Annotated in this window: 17 protein-coding genes; 11 read left to right on the top strand and 6 right to left on the bottom strand. The window is 37.7% G+C overall.

Annotated elements, in window-relative coordinates:
• The first annotated feature begins 71 nt into the window (after positions 1-71).
• A complete protein-coding gene (locus DS742_RS02390; protein WP_117415444.1) occupies positions 72-980 on the top strand; it encodes an AraC family transcriptional regulator in 909 nt (302 codons plus the stop codon).
• A gap of 107 nt (positions 981-1,087) precedes the next feature.
• Entirely contained in the window at positions 1,088-1,864 is a 777-nt protein-coding gene (locus DS742_RS02385; RefSeq protein WP_117415464.1) for an SDR family NAD(P)-dependent oxidoreductase, read from the top strand.
• A gap of 364 nt (positions 1,865-2,228) precedes the next feature.
• Here DS742_RS02385 and DS742_RS02380 read toward each other — a convergent pair whose 3' ends face one another.
• Positions 2,229-2,981 (bottom strand): SDR family NAD(P)-dependent oxidoreductase, encoded by a 753-nt coding sequence (locus DS742_RS02380; protein WP_117415443.1) that lies wholly within the window; start codon positions 2,979-2,981, stop codon positions 2,229-2,231.
• Between the two features lie 48 nt (positions 2,982-3,029).
• Positions 3,030-4,946, bottom strand: coding sequence for an FAD-dependent oxidoreductase (locus DS742_RS02375; RefSeq protein WP_117415442.1), 1,917 nt, complete (start codon positions 4,944-4,946; stop codon positions 3,030-3,032).
• A gap of 199 nt (positions 4,947-5,145) precedes the next feature.
• Here DS742_RS02375 and DS742_RS02370 point away from each other — a divergent pair, with 199 nt between their 5' ends.
• From DS742_RS02370 to DS742_RS02360, 3 genes are all read left to right on the top strand, one after another.
• Entirely contained in the window at positions 5,146-5,766 is a 621-nt protein-coding gene (locus DS742_RS02370; RefSeq protein ID WP_117415441.1) for a TetR/AcrR family transcriptional regulator, read from the top strand.
• Between the two features lie 220 nt (positions 5,767-5,986).
• On the top strand, positions 5,987-7,306 hold the full coding sequence (locus DS742_RS02365; protein ID WP_117415440.1) for a GntP family permease: 1,320 nt from the start codon (positions 5,987-5,989) through the stop codon (positions 7,304-7,306).
• A gap of 89 nt (positions 7,307-7,395) precedes the next feature.
• On the top strand, positions 7,396-8,874 hold the full coding sequence (locus tag DS742_RS02360) for an MFS transporter (RefSeq protein WP_117415439.1): 1,479 nt from the start codon (positions 7,396-7,398) through the stop codon (positions 8,872-8,874).
• Positions 8,875-9,093: 219 nt separating this feature from the next.
• Here DS742_RS02360 and DS742_RS02355 read toward each other — a convergent pair whose 3' ends face one another.
• Genes DS742_RS02355 through DS742_RS02345 form a run of 3 tightly spaced genes read right to left on the bottom strand, consistent with a single transcriptional unit; the run spans position 9,094 to position 10,785 of the window.
• Entirely contained in the window at positions 9,094-9,630 is a 537-nt protein-coding gene (locus tag DS742_RS02355; protein WP_117415438.1) for a hypothetical protein, read from the bottom strand.
• Positions 9,631-9,643: 13 nt separating this feature from the next.
• Positions 9,644-10,207 carry a chromate transporter gene (locus tag DS742_RS02350; RefSeq protein WP_117415437.1) on the bottom strand — a complete coding sequence of 188 codons (564 nt, stop codon included), beginning with the start codon at positions 10,205-10,207 and terminating at the stop codon, positions 9,644-9,646.
• Positions 10,207-10,785 (bottom strand): chromate transporter, encoded by a 579-nt coding sequence (locus DS742_RS02345; protein WP_117415436.1) that lies wholly within the window; start codon positions 10,783-10,785, stop codon positions 10,207-10,209. Before DS742_RS02345 ends, DS742_RS02350 begins: the two co-directional genes overlap by 1 nt.
• 108 nt (positions 10,786-10,893) lie before the next feature.
• Here DS742_RS02345 and DS742_RS02340 point away from each other — a divergent pair, with 108 nt between their 5' ends.
• The 5 genes from DS742_RS02340 (at position 10,894) to DS742_RS02320 (ending at position 15,705) form a co-directional block, all read left to right on the top strand.
• Positions 10,894-11,760: a LysR family transcriptional regulator gene (locus tag DS742_RS02340; RefSeq protein ID WP_117415435.1), complete on the top strand. Its 867-nt coding sequence runs from the start codon at positions 10,894-10,896 to the stop codon at positions 11,758-11,760.
• Positions 11,761-11,984: 224 nt separating this feature from the next.
• Positions 11,985-12,965 carry a methionine ABC transporter ATP-binding protein gene (locus DS742_RS02335; protein ID WP_117415434.1) on the top strand — a complete coding sequence of 327 codons (981 nt, stop codon included), beginning with the start codon at positions 11,985-11,987 and terminating at the stop codon, positions 12,963-12,965.
• Positions 12,965-13,627, top strand: coding sequence for a methionine ABC transporter permease (locus DS742_RS02330; RefSeq protein WP_117415433.1), 663 nt, complete (start codon positions 12,965-12,967; stop codon positions 13,625-13,627). The genes DS742_RS02335 and DS742_RS02330 overlap by 1 nt, the downstream gene beginning before the upstream one ends.
• 20 nt (positions 13,628-13,647) lie before the next feature.
• Positions 13,648-14,502: a MetQ/NlpA family ABC transporter substrate-binding protein gene (locus tag DS742_RS02325; protein WP_117415432.1), complete on the top strand. Its 855-nt coding sequence runs from the start codon at positions 13,648-13,650 to the stop codon at positions 14,500-14,502.
• A gap of 21 nt (positions 14,503-14,523) precedes the next feature.
• Positions 14,524-15,705, top strand: a complete 1,182-nt coding sequence (locus tag DS742_RS02320) for a mandelate racemase/muconate lactonizing enzyme family protein (RefSeq protein WP_117415431.1) — start codon at positions 14,524-14,526, stop codon at positions 15,703-15,705.
• Positions 15,706-15,851: 146 nt separating this feature from the next.
• Here the strand turns inward: DS742_RS02320 and DS742_RS02315 are convergent, their stop codons facing one another.
• Complete coding sequence (locus DS742_RS02315; RefSeq protein ID WP_117415430.1) at positions 15,852-16,844, bottom strand: carotenoid biosynthesis protein; 993 nt, start codon at positions 16,842-16,844, stop codon at positions 15,852-15,854.
• Positions 16,845-17,046: 202 nt separating this feature from the next.
• Here DS742_RS02315 and DS742_RS02310 point away from each other — a divergent pair, with 202 nt between their 5' ends.
• The gene (locus DS742_RS02310; RefSeq protein ID WP_117415429.1) at positions 17,047-17,583 is read left to right on the top strand and encodes a TetR/AcrR family transcriptional regulator; all 537 of its coding nucleotides are present in this window, start codon (positions 17,047-17,049) and stop codon (positions 17,581-17,583) included.
• Positions 17,584-17,609 lie beyond the last annotated feature (26 nt).

Below are 17,609 nucleotides of genomic sequence, written 5' to 3'. Positions count from 1 at the left end.
ACTAAATCTATCTTTACATTAGTAAATTATAACTGTATACTATTAGAAAAACGCCAAAAGGAGAAACTGCTATGCCTGTTTCATCAAGTATAAGTTATATTGATGTTACAAAAAGAGAAACCAAGGCACATGGCTCTGTATTCTTTCCGGCAGCTTGTTATTCAGTTGATTTTTCAGACGTGTCTGTGCCCTGGCATTGGCATAGTGAGCTGGAGCTGATTATGGTTGAAAAAGGCCGAAGTAAACTTTATGTTGGCGCAAGACAGTTCCTGTTAGAAGAGGGGGATGGCGCGTTTGTGAATGCCGATATACTGCACACGGCCAGTGCTGCCAATGAAAAACAGGGTGCCCTGATTCATTCCATTGTTTTTCATCCACGTCTGATTGGTGGAATAGAGGATAGTATTTATTGGAAGAAGTATTTGCATCCGTTAATCAATAATGTTGAGTTTTCGGTTCAATTACTTTCCAGAAATACTGACTGGCAGAAGAACATTCTTGACAGGATACGACGCGCCTGGATTGAGATTGCAGCAGACAAACATGGATATGAGTTCAGAGTGAGAAACGAACTTTCTGAGATTCTGCTACAGCTAAGTGATTATCAGCAGAAGGAATTCATTACAATACCGCAGAGGATACATCGAAATGAGCAGCGCATGAAGCAAATGCTTAAATATATTCAGGATCACTATTTCGAGGCAATTCTTCTTGAAGATATTGCAGAAGCTGCAGCAGTCAGCAAAAGTGAGTGTCTGAGATGTTTTCGAGAAATTGTTGGTATAACACCGCTCCGGTATGTCAATCAGTATCGTCTGCTTGTAGCAGCGCAAAATCTGGCAGAGAAGGATTGCCAGATCTCAGAAATCGGAGATGGATGCGGCTTTACGGAGATGGGATATTTTGCTGCACAGTTTAAAAAGAAATATGGTATGACACCAACTGAATATCGAAACAGAGAGAAGGAGAAAAATGAATAAGTTATTTTATAGAGAATAAATATAAAAAGAATTCAAATCACCTTGGTATAGGCGAATAAAAGGTGTTTCTCATAAACACTGGAGTCTAAGAAAGGATGTATATAAATATGGAAAATTTTTTTGATTTGACTGGAAGAGTAGCTGTAGTTACAGGAGCAAGTTCAGGGCTAGGTGCAGATGCGGCACTAGCCTATGCGAAAGCAGGAGCAGACGTTGCATTACTGGCAAGACGTATTGAAAAGTTAAACGAAGTAAAAGCAGAAATTGAGAAAACAGGCAGAAAGGTAGTTGCAGTTGGATGTGATGTTACAAACGAGACAAGTGTAAAAACAGCAATGCAATCCGTGCTTGATACCTTCGGCCACATTGACATTTTGTTAAATAATGCAGGAGTTGCTGTTCGTGGCGGCGTAGACAGCATGTCCATGGAAGATTGGGATAAATCTTTTGATACGAATGTGAAGGGTATCTTTTTAGCAAGCAAATATGTACTTCCACAGATGAAGGAAAGATGCTATGGTAAAATTATCAATATTGCATCCGTAAATGCAGTTGTTGCAGATAAGTTTGATGTATTTATCAGACATTCTTATAATTCATCCAAAGCTGCAGTGGTTGGATTAACAAGAGGTATGGCAGCTTCTTATGCAAAATATGGTATCACTGTGAATGCCATTGGACCGGCTCTTTTTGAAAGTGAAATGACGAGTGAAACTTTATTTAAGTCAGAAAATTTTCTGAATCAATATAATACATTGAATCCGGCAGGACGTCCAGGAAGGAAAGGGGAATTAAATGGTACAGTTCTCTATCTATCCAGTGATAGTTCCAGTTATGTTCAGGGTCAGTTCATAATCGTAGATGGCGGTGGGGCTCTTGTATAAATATTCTGTTTATTCTATAAGCATTAGTTGATCAATTGTCTACGACAAGGATGAAGTGTGTCTTTTAGGAATCTGAATTACAGCATCGCCAAGAGTTGTAGCATTAGAAAATCCCATTCCAACGAGAATATGATTTTGGAATCCATCAATTTACGGTGCTTCTGAATGCATCTGGCTTTAAAGCACATAATAAATGAATAATACAATAATTCCGGTGAATAAAGACCACAATAAGAACTCCTCCTTATCGTGGCATGATAATAAAGAGGAGTTTCTTATTGTCTGCATTCGGTTTTTGTCACACCCATGCGGTCAGTTCAAATTGAAATGCTGCCTGCTTTTTAGGCTATTACAGCTTTGTTGGTTAAACCATTGTTGTTCCGCCATTGTCTGAGATAATCTGTCCGGTGGTGAAGTTGGAGGAGATGAAGTAGCGAACTAAAAGATCCATCTCTTCCAATTCTCCTGCTCGCTGCAGGGGGGTGCTTTTCAATCTTGCTTCCATAACTTCCGGGGGAGCACTATAGTACATGTCGGTTTTATGGGACCCGGGGGCAATAGCATTTACTGTGATGTTATGAGGCCCAAGTTCGCAGGCCAGGGACTGGGTTAACCCTCTTACGCCGAATTTTGAAGCAGCATACGCAGTACAGCCTGGCATTCCACGCAGACCAACTGCAGAGGAAACATTAATGATCCTGCCGTAATGCTGCTTTATCATCAGCGGAGTGAAGTAGTGGCACATATAGAAGGTACCCTTTAAATTCGTATCTATTACTGCGTCAAAATCTTTAGGATCCATATCGACCAGGTTGACATTTTGGTAAATTCCCGCATTATTGATTAGTACATGCAGGTTTTCTCCGAACGTGTTTACTGCGAACTGGTAGAGTTCTTGTACACCTTTAGAGCTTTCAACCTGTAACGGAAAAATTTCTACCCTAACACCGAAACGTTCTGACAAGTCTTTCTTGACATCTTCTGCAAGACTGACATTTGAATTATATGTAAAGATAACGTCATAGCCCTCTCTTGCAAGCTCAATGGCCATTTGTTTACCAAGCCCTCGTGAAGCGCCGGTAACAATTCCGTATTTTTCACTATTCATTTTTCTCATTTGCTCCTTCCTTTAAAAAACAATAATCATGTTATTGAAGTTATGTTCTTATAGAACGCGGATAGAATGATACCCCTGATGAATCGCATCGAGAATTTTGCCGGGCTGAACATTGTCACCGATTACGACAGCTTCAAAGCCTGCATTCTTGATCTGATTGTACAGGTCTTGATTGGAGCGGAATCCAACAGCAAAGACTACGCTGTCACATGAGACTTTCTGTTGCTGTCCGTCTTTTTCATAAAGGATGGCATCATCCAAGATTTCGGTAAGCTTTGCACTCGAAAGTATCTTTAATCCAGATTGCTGTACTAAGTAACGAAGGTTTTGATCATTTGCCACGAAATGTGAAGCAGTTTTTAATATCCCGTCCATCATCTCTATAATTGTGACATCATGCCCCTGCATTGCTAATTCTACGGCTGTTTCACAGCCTACCAGACCACCGCCGACTACAACTACCTGATTACCGATATTTTTTTTATGAAGCAAAACATCTTCTGCTAACGTCACATGTGCCTTATCATATCCAGGAACCTTTATCACAATTGGTTCTGCACCGGTGGCAACTACTACAAAATCAGGGTTGAATTTAATGACATCTTCTATTCCCCCATTGAAGCCTAATTTCAAATCAATTGCATGTTTGTAGATCTGGCGAACCAGGTATTCTACATGGGAGGCAACATCTTTCTTAAATCTAGGAGCTCCTGCAACAGTCATTTCTCCACCAAGATAAGTATTCTTTTCCCACAGGGTTACTTGAAAGCCTCTTTGAGCAGCAGTAATGGCTGCTTTCATTCCCCCGGGACCTCCTCCTATTACCAGAATACGTTTATTCTCCGTAGCGGGAGTGAGGGCATATTCTTTTTCGTAGCCGGTTGTTGGAGTGACAGCACAGGAAAGAATTTTTCCGTTCATGGCATTATAATGACACTCTCCGCAGCCAATACAAGGAATGATTTCGTCAAGGCGATTGTCTTTGATTTTGTTTGCCCAATGGGGGTCTGCCAGCAAACCATGACCGATTGCTACAAAATCAGCAGCATTTTCTGCTAAAGCCTTTTCAGCAATATTGTAACCATCCAATTTGCCGTGAACCATAACTGGCATATTTTTTACTATATTCTTGATCTGCTTTACCGCCTCAATATCAAATCCTGGTTCTTGGTATACACTACTGACCATACGCCATCTGCAATTGTACGCGCCACGCCCCACATGAAGCAAATCAACGTCCATCTCATCAAGCATCTTTGCAACGGCTAAACCTTCTTCCAGGGGCCGTTCTGGTCCATCTACGCTATCGATTGTAAGTTTTACAGATATAGGGAATTTGTTCCCGCACATTTTTCTGATCTCTTCGATGATCTCCCTTAGAAAGCGGGTTCTGTTTTCAAAGCTGCCGCCGTATTCGTCTGATCTTTTGTTCCAATACGCAGATGTAAACTGGTCAATTAAATAACCTCCGTAGGCATGAACCTGAACCATGTCGACGCCTGCTCTCATCGCCAGCTGAGCAGAATATCCCATGGCTTTTACCAGCTTCTTGATCCCTTCCGCTGGCATTTCACGGCAGATTAAGTCAGGAAATGCGTAGCTGGGGACAGGACTTGAAGAGTATGGTGGCGTAAAGGGATCAATGAAATTCATTCTCCCAATACCCGGAGAAAGCTGTAAGCACAACTTTGAGCCGTACATATGAACCTGGTCTGCCAGAGTTCCTAACCGGTCATTTTGATGAAAGTTATTGTGCATATTGCAGGGTCTGGGTTCATACTCATCGCTACAGACTGTGCAGCCCGTGATGATTAAACCGACGCCACCTTTCGCTCGTTCTACCAGGTAATCAATATTGCTTTGTGTGAAGCCACCATCAATATCTGCTGGCTGCCCCATAGGGGCTAATGCAATTCTATTTTTAATTGTCAAATTACGAATTTTACCTTCTTGAAAAAGTAACATAGGATTACTATTCCTCCTTTTGTTGATTTATTTGTTTGAATATTATAAAATGTAGATGCGACGGTAGGATACCGCAGTGATATTAACAAAAATTAAATAATAGTGTGAAAGAAATAGTACCGAGGTAATAAAAAATAGTATAACAGTACTAAGAATATTACTTTATCTTTTTTTTGTCAATCTTTTTTTAGGAGGACTTATGTCAAAATCAATTAACAACAAGACTCATAGAAGGATTGTGGAATGTGCTTTAGAGTTGTTTCGGGAAAAGGGTTATGATAATGTAACTATTCAGGAAATATGCCAATCCTCGAAAATTACGAAAAGCACATTCTATTATCATTTCCCATCAAAGGAATCGTTGATCGAAGAATTTACCGAACAGACATCCCGGACAACCCAGGAAAATTTTGCAGAAATTATGGCACTGGAGTCAAATATTTTGCAGTTATGGGCAATTTTTAATTCTTATATTACAAAAAATAACAAGTACGGTTCGTCCGTGGTGGGACAAGTTTACCGCACGTTTTTGAGCACTTGTGACGAGATAGATTTTCCAAGGTACCTGATTTTATTCAATACAGTGGTGATTCTCATTGAAAAAGCCCAGAAATCCGGAGAGATTCAGAACATGTCACAGCCGGAGCAAATAGCAGAAGCCTTATATTATGGTTCCCGTGGCATCGTCTATTCCTGGGCTGCAGGGCAGGGTGGATTCTGTCTCCAAGAGAAGTTTAAAAATCTATTCAACGGGCTATTGCTTCCGGTGAAAGCCCATGCCATCAGTTTTGAGGAAGAGAATGATCAGGAGAAGAAATAATATAGTCTAATTAAAAAGCTGCAAATTTTGCAGTTTTTTTTCTGCAATTTTTGAGAAATAAAATGCATTTTTTAAAAATAATTGCTAAAATTTTAACAAAAACAATTGACAATTTTTTTTTTATTGGTATGATATAGCTGTGAAATAGAACCGAGGTACTAAAAAAATAAAATGCAAGTGCTAAAAAAGCCATCTGGCATCAAGAATAGGAGAAAGATATATGTTGGGGTATATTAGCATTTTTATTGGCATGGCCATTGTTATGATTTTGATGATGAGGAATTGGAGTCCCTTGATCGTCGGAATTGTAGCAGCAGCAGTGGTAATTGTTCTGAACGGGTTACCGTATAGTGAAACAATGTCTAATACATATTTTGTTAAATTCTGCGATATGTTTCAGGCGCTATTTCCTGCAATTTTTTCCGGTAGTCTTTTGGCTCAAGTGTTTAACAGATCCGGAGCGGTTATCACCATAGCAGATAAAATGGCAAACGCAATGTTTCGGGAGGGATCGTCTCAGACTCAAAAATACATTTCTGCAATCCTTGCACTGATTGCTGTTAGTGGTATTGTCTGCTATTGCGGTATGAACTCACTGGTTACCCTGATTGCCACCTATCCCATTGCACTACGCATCATGGAGAGAGCGGATATTCCAAAACGTTTTGTAATGGGGATTCTGACCTGCGGAGTTTATACGTTTGCTATGACGGGACCGGGATCAGCAGAAATCGTAAACATACTGGCAATGCAAATATTAGGCACTCCGTCTTATTCGGGGTTCTATGGAGGTATTGTTGCCATCATTGTTGAAATTTTTGTCACCACCTCACTGTTGACCCTGATGATTAAAAATGATGTGAAACGGGGTGCCAAATTTGAGTATGGATCGAAGGATCTACTGCCTATAGAAGACAAGCCAAGACCAGGATTTATGAAAGCCTTTGCTCCGCTTCTTCTTCTGCTGCTGCTATTCAACTTTTTTGCACTTGATATTTTTACAGCAACGATGATCAGCTGGATCGTTTCGGTGATATTGTTTTACCCGTATCTTGGTGGAATGAGTGAATTGAAGGAAAGCGTGTCGATAGGAGGAAAAATGGCGTTTATTCCTACTGGCTCCGTTGCTTCGATTGTGGGATTTACAGCGGTCGTTCAGACTTTGCCTGAATTTCAGAGCATGATTGACGGCATTTTTAATTTAAATGTTCCGGTAGGTTTCATCTTAATCCTATCTGTTTGTTTAATAGCCGCTATCACGGGAAGTTCTTCCTCCTCAATTCGAATTGCAGTTCCACTGGTTATGGAACGATGTCAGGAAGCAGGGCTCAGTCTCGCATATATTCATAGAGTATCGTGCTTTGCAAGCTCCATTATTGATGAGCTTCCCTGGTCATCTGCGGTTATAATCAACATGGATATAGCTGATCTCAAACTGAAAGACGGGTATCCGCCGATTTTTGTATCTAGCTGTGTAGCCACCCTCTGTGGTACGGCGGTTTGTGCAATCTTCATGCAGCTGTTTCCTTATTTGCCTTAGTTAAGACGTGACATATCTTGAAAAAATAATATCTTATTCACATTTTATTTCATATTTAATTAAATCTATTATATTACAGGAGGAAAAGTATGTCAGATCAATATGCTGGAGTATTGAAAGGGTCAAATGACGACGATGATGTTTTAGTATACATAGAGCCAAAGAAAAGAGCAATGGTTACGATTTCACTTCTTGTGGGCTTTTTTGGAATCCATTTCTATATGCGTGCTTTTAGTATGTGTACCGCTTATATAATGGCCGACTGGAATGCAGGAGAATATTACTCTGCAGGAAAAGCATTACAGACCGCAGTTATGGTGGTGGCCACTTCCGTTTCGGCACGACTGATTCCTAAATGGGGGATCAAGAAGATTATGGGCGGTTCGCTTATTCTCGTGATTTTATGTAATTTTGGTACACTGTTGGCAAATAATCTCCCCATGTTCCTGATCATAGTAATGCTGCAGGGAATTGGTAATGCGGGACTGATCAGCAATATGATTAGCATGATGAACAAGATCTGGCCGCCGTCAAAGCGAGCTATGTGGCTTTCTTCCATTGGAATCACACAGGGAATTGCTGCAATTATAGTTCCAACTCTGTCTGGTTTGTTAGTTGATCAATTGGGCTGGGAATCAGTCTACTATATTATGACTGTCATTCAGGCTATTGGTCTTGTTTTAACTCTGGCGATTACACCGTCAAATACACAGCAAAGAAATTACACTCCACGGAGATTTGATTCTATTGGTACCTTGATTTTCATAATTTGGATCAGCTGTATCGTACTTGCATGTAATTTTGGAAACTCATGGGGTTGGGCCAGCCCCAGAATTATTACTCTTCTGATCGTGGGTCTCTTAGGGCTGGCAGCATTCATAATAGTAGAGGTGCGACTTGGTTCAGACGCGATATTCCCTGTCAGACTATTTAAGGACAATCGTAATGTAGCCTACATCTTTATTCAGTCATTTTTTGGCTGCGCAGCATGTATGGGGCAGTTTGTGTTTGTTATCTATTATATGCAGGTGGTTATGGGTACAACAGCAGCAATGTCGGCGTTACCTTTTACGGTATTCTCCATTGGAACTCTTGTCATGAGTCCTATTTATGGTGCACTTTATAAGAAGTGGGGCAAGAGCAAAGGACTCCTGGCAATGTGTACTCTGCTTGTTGCACTGAACGCCTTCTTTTATGGAATAACACTGTCACCAACCACCAGCTTAGGCTTAATCTTCTTCATCTCAGCCTTCGGGGGCCTTGGACACTGCTGTCTTGTTACGCTTTGCTATAATGCTGCAGAAGAATACCTGCCGAAAAGTAGGATTGCAGATGGCAACGCGGTAGCTTATATTGCGATCTGTATCGCCGGAAGCGTTGGACTTGCAGTTATGCAGGCAATCAGCAATGCAGTGACGGCGACCAAAGTTTCGGCTGGAATGGAAGATCTGGCAGCTCGCGCGGCGGGATATGAGACAGCTATGTTAGTCGCAGGACTTTGCGGTTTGCTGGGTGTGGTTGCGGCACTGCTCTTGAATAGTAAGAACAAAGAGAATGGTGCAATATAGAGCTGATAGACGGTGGCAGGGAATATTTACGTCAGTCGGCTGAGAAAGTAGTTTTTTTGATTTATCAATAGTTGAAAATGAATAAAGGTTACTATAAGGCGTAAGAGTTTTTTACTTTTACGCCGTTTCTTTATTATTTATCAATGCCCAAGATGGCTCCTCGTCTATATTAACAGAAGATATGCTCAGACTTTCAGCAGGCTTTTATACTGTAAATTACTAAATCACGATAAGATCATCTTCATGCATCATATACTCTACAAGCATATAGATACTAGCCCAAAATGTTATTTCGTATTTTTCTGAAAGTTCTAAAAAAATAGGCTTAAACGAAAAAAATGGAGATATAATTCCAATAGAAGTATCATCATGGGTAATGTTTAATCCATTGTTCTTTTGCCGCTGAACTACCCATATTCCATATGAAGATTCAACCTCCATTTTATCTGCCTTAGGAGGGCATAAAGTAAAGCTCTGTGTTTTAGTCCGTTCTGGATTTGTTGCAAAGAAAAGATTTGCAGTTGCTACCGGCTGTGTATCTTTATAGATCATATACTTTCTTGAGTCCGCACGATTCCAGCTTTCTGTTTGTTTTGGCAAGTTTACAATATCTGTGGTAAATATTGTATTCCCCTTTGCGTCAATTATTTTTTTTGCTGACCCTCCAAGCTTTTTGTTGCAAATTTTTGCCAAAGTAGCACCGTTCTCGTCTTGCAGCTTCCAAGAAAATAAACCTTTTCGTATTCGTAATTTCATAGTCTGCCCCTCCTTACATCAATAAATAAACGGTTCCGCCAATTATGCCTGAGCCAACCATTACAAAAATAGGATTTGGTTTCCACTTGCGCAGTATAAATACGGCCACACTAAAGAGTAGCAGCGAAATATAATTGATAGACTGCACATTTATAGAAAATCCGCCTTTCCCCCATATAGCCAAAGTAAAAATAGATAGACCAGCAGATGCAATCAGCGCCACAACAGCCGGTCTTAACCCTTCGAGGATGCCTTGTATTAATGTTAATTCTTTGTATTTGAAATAAATCCAAGCTAATAACGATACAATGATGCAGGATGGAAGAATACATCCCAAAGTTGCAATTAAAGCACCCGGAACACCTGCAATTCGGATGCCCACAAATGTAGCGGAATTGATGGCGATGGGTCCCGGTGTCATTTCTGCAATGGTAATAAGGTCAGTAAACTCTGTAAGGGTCAGCCAATTATGCAAATCAACTACTTGGTTTTGAATAAGAGGCATAGCAGCCATCCCACCGCCGATGCTGAACATTCCAATTTGAAAAAAACTCCAAAACAGTTGTAGCATTGTCATTACTTATCACCATCCTTTGGAGAATTTTTTACTTGAATTAATATTTTTGTTGCCCCAATGCAGCCGCAGACTAAAATAATGTACATGACATTCACTTTGAAGAAAAAGGTTGCAGCAAAGGCACACACCATAACAAGTGTCGATACGATATTCTTTTCCTTAATTACGTTACTCCCAAGATTAATTACAACATCAGCAATAACAGCAGCTACTCCTGCCTGCATCCCTTTCAAAACAGCATTTACTACAGTGTTGTCTCGAAATGCAGTGTAAAACAGCGATATAACTGAAATAATGATAAGCGGCGGCAGTATTGTGCCTAAAATTGTGACTAATGCTCCCAATATACCTGCGACTTTATACCCTAAAAGTATGGACGCATTGACAGCAACAGCTCCCGGAGAGGATTGTGCAATTGCTGCTAAATTCAGCATTTCATCTTCCTCAATCCAATGAAGATCGTCCACAAAATTTTTTTTCATCAGTGGAATGATAACAAAGCCGCCGCCAAAGGTAAAAGCACTTAAATAAAATGTGGAGCTGAATAGTTTTCTGTAGATATGTGTTTTGGTTTCCAATTTTTTAGCCCTCCTCTATAATTCATTATAATACTTGAAACTATATATTCAAAATAGTATTATAATATATAGTTCATAATAAATTTATTATAACAAAGGGAGAAAGTAATGACGCTCAGACATCTTAAAATATTTGTCACAGTCTGTGAAACAGGCAGCGCAACAGCTGCCGGAGAAAAGCTTTACATTGCGCAGCCATCTATTAGCCTGGCAATTTCTGAACTTGAAGATTATTATGGAATTAAGTTATTTGACCGTATCGCAAAAAGGCTTTATATAACAGAAGACGGTAAGCGCTTTCTTCAATATGCAACACATATTGTTGGACTTTTTGAGGATATGGAAAACGAAGTGAAAAATCTTGATGGTATAGGTGTCATTCGCATTGGCACAAGTATTACAATTGGAAATTATCTGTTGCCTGGATATGTATCGGCATTTAAGGGAATGCATCCACATATGGAAGTAAAAGTGGTGATTGATAATTCTGATAGAATTCAACAATACGTTTTATCTAATAAAATAGATATTGGCTTAATTGAAGAGCTTGTCCACAGTTCCTATCTGGTAAAATACAAATTTCGTGATGATGAGCTGGTTCCAATTTGCGCAATCAACCATAAGTTTGCAGAACAGAATCAGATTGAATTAACGCAGCTTTGCGATGAAAGTTTTATAATGAGAGAGTCTGGAAGCGCCGGAAGAAACATATTTGATAGCATTATGACAATGCATAACATTGAGATTTCACCAGCGTGGGAAAGCACCAGTACCCAGGCAATAGTCAGGGCAGTAGGTGAAAATTTGGGAATCTCCATACTGCCATATCTTTTGGTGAAAGATGCCTTAGAGAGAAAAGAAATCAGTGTATTTCATTTAAAGGATATTGAATTTAAAAGAGAGTTTTACATAATTCATCATAAAAATAAGTTCCTTACAGAAAGTGCAAAAAGTTTTATAAAACTATGCAAATAGAAAAAGATTCCACCGTCAATAGATACTTGCTAGGAAATTGATTAAAAACTCCATTTTAGCGATATAAAAAAAAGCAAAAGTTTCCATGTTTGTGATAAGAATTATTAATTGGACTATATGTATAACAAGATGATATTATCAATAATGTGCATATAAAATAATATATTTATTAACAAATTATTGTTTAAAATTATAGAAAGGGGGGTGTCATTACAAAAAAACATATGATTAAAATTAACCTATTAAACAAAAGTTTCGGAACTTTAAATATATTAAATGATATTTCTTTCACTATAGAGAGAGGACGAATTTGTGGTCTTGTCGGGAAAAGCGGAGTAGGAAAATCTACTCTCTTAAGATGCATAAATGGACTTGAGTCTTATCAAAGTGGGAGTGTTACCATTAATGGTGTTGAAATAAGCAGTTTAAGTAAAAAAGAATTAAACTCATTTCGGAAAAATATTGGTATGATATTCCAACATTTTTCCTTAATAGACCGGAAAACGGTATATGATAATATTGCTCTTCCAATGCGTTGTTGGAATATCCCCAAAAAGGAAATTCAGGCCAGAGTTAAAGAACTCTTAAAGCTTACTGGTTTAGAGGATAAAATTAATGTTAAGACCCGCAACCTAAGTGGAGGACAGAAACAGAGAGTTGCAATTGCAAGGGCTCTGACTATGAATCCTGAAATACTGCTTTGTGATGAGGCAACATCAGCTCTTGATCCTAAAACAACGAAAGATATCTTAAATTTACTAAAAAAGATAAATGAAAGTTTAGATATAACAATAATAGTTGTAACGCATCAGATGTCTGTGGTAAGACAAATTTGTGATGATGTTATTTTACTGGAAGATGGACATGTTGTGGAAAATGGTCATGTTGATGAGGTTTTCATGAGATATTCTCCGGCACTTGAGCGCTTTGCGGGTGTTGATGAATTAGAAATTAAAAGTGGATGTAATTATAGAATTACTTTTAAGCAAGATATTAATAATAATGACTTTATGCCCAGAATGGGAGTGGAACTTAAAAATGTGTATTCTATAATTTATAGCAGCACAGAACAATTTAAAGAAAATAAGTATGATACATATATGATTGGTATTCCTGAAGATTTTGAGAGTGACTTTGTAAATTATTTTAAACACAATAATGTCTCATATAGAAAGATACTTTTGAATGATAAGGAGGAGACGTAATGAGATATTTACCGTGGAGTGAAATCTTAGAGAGAATCATTCTTCCGTCATTTTTAGCTACCATAAGAATGCTTTGTGTAGAAATATTTTTAGCGGTTTTTTTCGGATTTGTAATTGCAATAACTATATATATTACAAGAGAAGATGGACTTCACCCAAGTAAGGTTATCAACATAGCCCTCAATGCTATAATAAGTATAATAAGATCCTTTCCTTTTGTTATTTTAATGGTTTCAATTATACCTTTGACAAGATTTATTACAGGTTCAAGCATAGGCTGGAAATCAGCTTTAGTACCTTTGACCATAGCATCTACCCCATTTATGGCGAGAATGTTTGAAAACTCATTTAAGGAGGTAAATCCCGCATTAATTGAGGCAGCAAAATCTTTTGGCGCATCTGATTTTCAAATCATCTTTAAAGTAGTTGTCGTTTCTGCACTTCCATCTCTTGTCTCTGGGTTAATTCTTTGTATTATACATGTACTTAATCTGACTGCTGTCGCAGGGGCAATCGGAGCGGGAGGACTTGGAGCCTCAGCACTGCAATATGGATATCAAAGTTTTAATGACAGGGTAATGTATTCCATAGTTTTTGTACTGATGACTTTAGTAATATTAATTCAGTTTATCGGGGATCGGGTTTATAAAAAAGTAAGGTGATAAAGGAGAATATAGTAAATATGATAAATATAAGAAGTGGAACCAAGGTTTTATCTTTAATACTGGGAGTAATATTTTTGCTGACAGCTTGCACGGTTAGTAATAATTCACCTTCAAATGTAAAATCAAATGTAACATTGAATGAAACTACAGATAGAGAAAAAATAATTTTATCCTGCGTTGCGTTCAATTATGATGAGGTTAATAATCCAGTGGCAATAAAAAAAATGAATGAGCTGGGATATGATGTTGAGGTAGTTGTATTAGAGGATGCAACGACTATGAATGAAGCTGTTTTAAATGGAGATATTAATGCATCTTTGCATCAACATAAGCCATGGATGGATGCGTATAATAAATCGAAAGATAAGGATGTATTTATGTTAACACCTTATATACATTACAATGTTTTTGGGATGTACTCAGATAAATACAAAACTGTTGAAGAACTGCCAGATGGAGCCACACTTACAATACCTCAAGACAGTAGTAACATGGCAAGGGCATTACTTTTACTTGAACAACAAGGGTTAATAAAATTACAAGAAGGAGTTGCCATACCTACAACATTAGATATAATTGAAAATCCTAAAAATCTGGTATTTAATGAAATTCATGTTCACCAAGTAGTTTCATCATTACCAGATGTGGATGCAATTTGTTGTGCAAAGATGTTTATGGTTAGTAACAATATATCTTTAGATAAAGAAATTTGTACATCAGATGACTTAGCAGAGTTCGGGGTTGGGTTTGTTATAAATCCGGATAGAAAAAATGAACCGTGGGTGGCTGCCTTAATAAAGGCATATACATCAGATGGAATGAGAGATGAAATAAATAATATATTCAAAGGTTGTTATGTACCGGGATTCTAAAAAAGGAGCTGGGAGATAAGTATGAAGATCATAAAAGTTGAAGTGATGCAAGTTGATGTAAAGTCCATAGATAACCCAGGGTGGAGACCTATCGTCTGCAGAATATATACGGATAAAGGAATTTATGGAGATGGTGAAGCGGCCATGGCATATGGGGTTGGCTCAACAGCAGCATATGGAATGATACAAGATTTAGCAAAACTTATAATAGGCATGGATCCTCTTGACCATGAAGTGATTTGGAATAAATTATATAGGTCAACATTTTGGGGGCAAAATGGGGGGCCAGTAATTTTCAGTGGTATATCTGCAATTGATATTGCACTATGGGATATTAAAGGTAAATACTTTGAAGTTCCAATTTACAAACTTTTAGGTGGAAAGTTGAGAAATAAACTAAGGTGCTATGCCAGTCAGCTTCAATTTGGCTGGGGTGATACGAAATTATCAGCAGCTTCAACGAGAGAATATGTGGAATATTCTAAAAAAGCCATATCTGAGGGCTATGATGCTATAAAAATAGATTTCTTTACATTTGATGAGTATGGAAACAGGTTAACCAGTGAAGATACCACAGGTTTGCTTCCACCAAATAAAATAAAAATGGTAACAGAAAGAATCGAAGCAGTTCGAAATGCTGTGGGTGATGATGTAGATATTATTATGGAAAACCATTCGTATCTTGATGCTCAGTCTGCGGTACAGCTTGGGAAGCTGGTTGAGAGATATCATATTTTTATGTATGAAGAGCCAACAACACCAAGTCCTTCATTAAATAATTATGTTAGTAAAAATATTAATATTCCAATTGCTCATGGTGAAAGGATTTACACAAGATGGGGATTTGAGCAATATTTTAAGGATAATTCCATACAAATAGCTCAGCCTGATATTGGAAATTGCGGAGGTTTAACCGAAGCAAAAAAAATATGTGATATGGCGTATATATATGATATTGGGATACAAGCTCATGTTTGTGCCAGTCCTCTTTCTACAGCGGTAGCACTCCATTTAGAGGCAGCAATACCTAATTTTACAATCCACGAGCATCATGTTTACAATCTGCATCCATATAATAAAAAGCTGTGTATTCACGATTATCAGCCAATAGATGGATCTATATCAATACCAGATTTACCCGGTATAGGGAATGAATTATCTAATTATTGTTTTGAAAACAGTCTGAAAGTAATCATAGAATAAAATAAGCGTTATTAGCGTGATGCCCCCCCTCCTAACCCGAAAGGTAAGGAGGGGGGGCATACTCTAATCTTGATACCTATTAAAGGCTTCACACACACTACACATTCAACACAGGCAGCGAGCCCTTACGGTTGCTTATTGAATATTTAGCCAACTTGTTTGGAGCCCTTTATTCTTTTGGGAATTACTTTATTACTCAGAATATAAATTCCACACCAGCCTATCAATAATAACAATTCTGCCAGGACAACAAGCCATAGTATCTCCATGTACCCACCAATGACACAAAATAAGGTATTAACCAGAGGAAAACCCAGGAAAGTAAACATAATTGGAAAATCTTTTTTGTAATTCAAAGAACTAACAACCTTGCGATCCCAGAGTTTGATGAATGCTAACGTTAAAATTCCCACTGAAATTACAGAAAGAGCAATCAACATTACCCATTGCATATTAGAAGTTCTGGTGAAAAATGGTCCCATATAATTAAAGAAATTGGATATAGGTGAAACCAAACAAATCAGAGAAAGAATGGAAGCCAAAACCGGATATAGATAACCAATTAGCCTACTGTAACCACTCTGTTTATGCCACCATTCACCGATTAAGATAAATGCAGTCCAGTATCCGGCTATATAGATCCATCCTGTAAAATTCATAACAGGTTCCCCATAAATGACAGGTTCACCAGGGAGTGGGTAATAACTCCACCTGCCAATGATTCCTTCTGTAGTTTGAAAAATCTGTTTTACTGCGACCGGATCCAGTGAAAAATCAAAAATCATAGCACTAAGTCCAGCAATGAATGGTTTCGTCCATGACGGTATATTTATCGTCTTCAAAACACGTAACGTTGAGTAAACGATAAGAAACTCGATAATTGGAACTGTTAATGGTACATTGAATATCATTAGGATACTGCGCCCATAGGAGTAAAAACCTTCTTTCCCTATAGATCCCATAAATACAGCAACATTTTCAAAGGCCGAGGCGTATAAAAAGACAAAGCATATAAATTGCATTAATACAATCTTCGGACGCTCTTCATTCTCTATTATATAAAAAATCATTAAAGTGGCAATAATTAAAACTAAAATATCTTGAATTATCCATACAGGAACTATTGTAATATTTCCCATTGTTTTACCTCCAGCTAAAATTATGATTGAGTCGAACGTTCAAATATATTATACTGATACAGTGTTACTTAATCAACAGTCAGTTCGATAACAATGCGTTCGATATCTTACAAATTATATATTAATTGTTCGTTTACTGATTTATTTAGGGAGAATATAATGGCATACGAAAAAAACAGACCAACGAGTAAGATATACAAAGATGGTTATAAAAAACAGTTTACTGGAACTTATGAGAGAGCGTCCTATCAGCAAAATTACAGTGACAGATATATGTAAGAAAGCAGATATAAATCGCAATACTTTTTATTCACATTATGCGAATCAGTTTGAACTTTTATCAAGTATTGAAGATGAGTTATATGAAGAAATCAGGCGGGTTGTGGATCATACCATAAATCTTGAAGTTTGTGGAAAACTTTCATATGAAATTTGTAAGTATATAAAAGCAAATAGAAATATATGCGAAGTATTATTTTCAGAAAATGGGGATAAGGATTTATTAGAACGTATTATTTATATCAGCCATGATTTTAATATTGAAAAATGGAAAAAGGAAGTAAAAAATATAGATCAAAAGTTATTTGATAATTGGTATACGTTTACCGCATATGGCAGTATAGCCGTAATAAAAAATTGGGTTAATAGTGGTATGAAGGAAAGTTCCAGTAAAGTTGCTGCTTTTATTGATAAAGCAACAGAAGCAGTACCGAAAAATTTTATTAATGAATCTATTTAATCGAATAAATAGTTTGCATCCTCCCA

The organism is Lacrimispora amygdalina (genome assembly GCF_003432035.1).
Classification (GTDB): domain Bacteria; phylum Bacillota; class Clostridia; order Lachnospirales; family Lachnospiraceae; genus Lacrimispora; species Lacrimispora amygdalina.
This window is presented reverse-complemented; position numbering and strand designations above follow the sequence as displayed.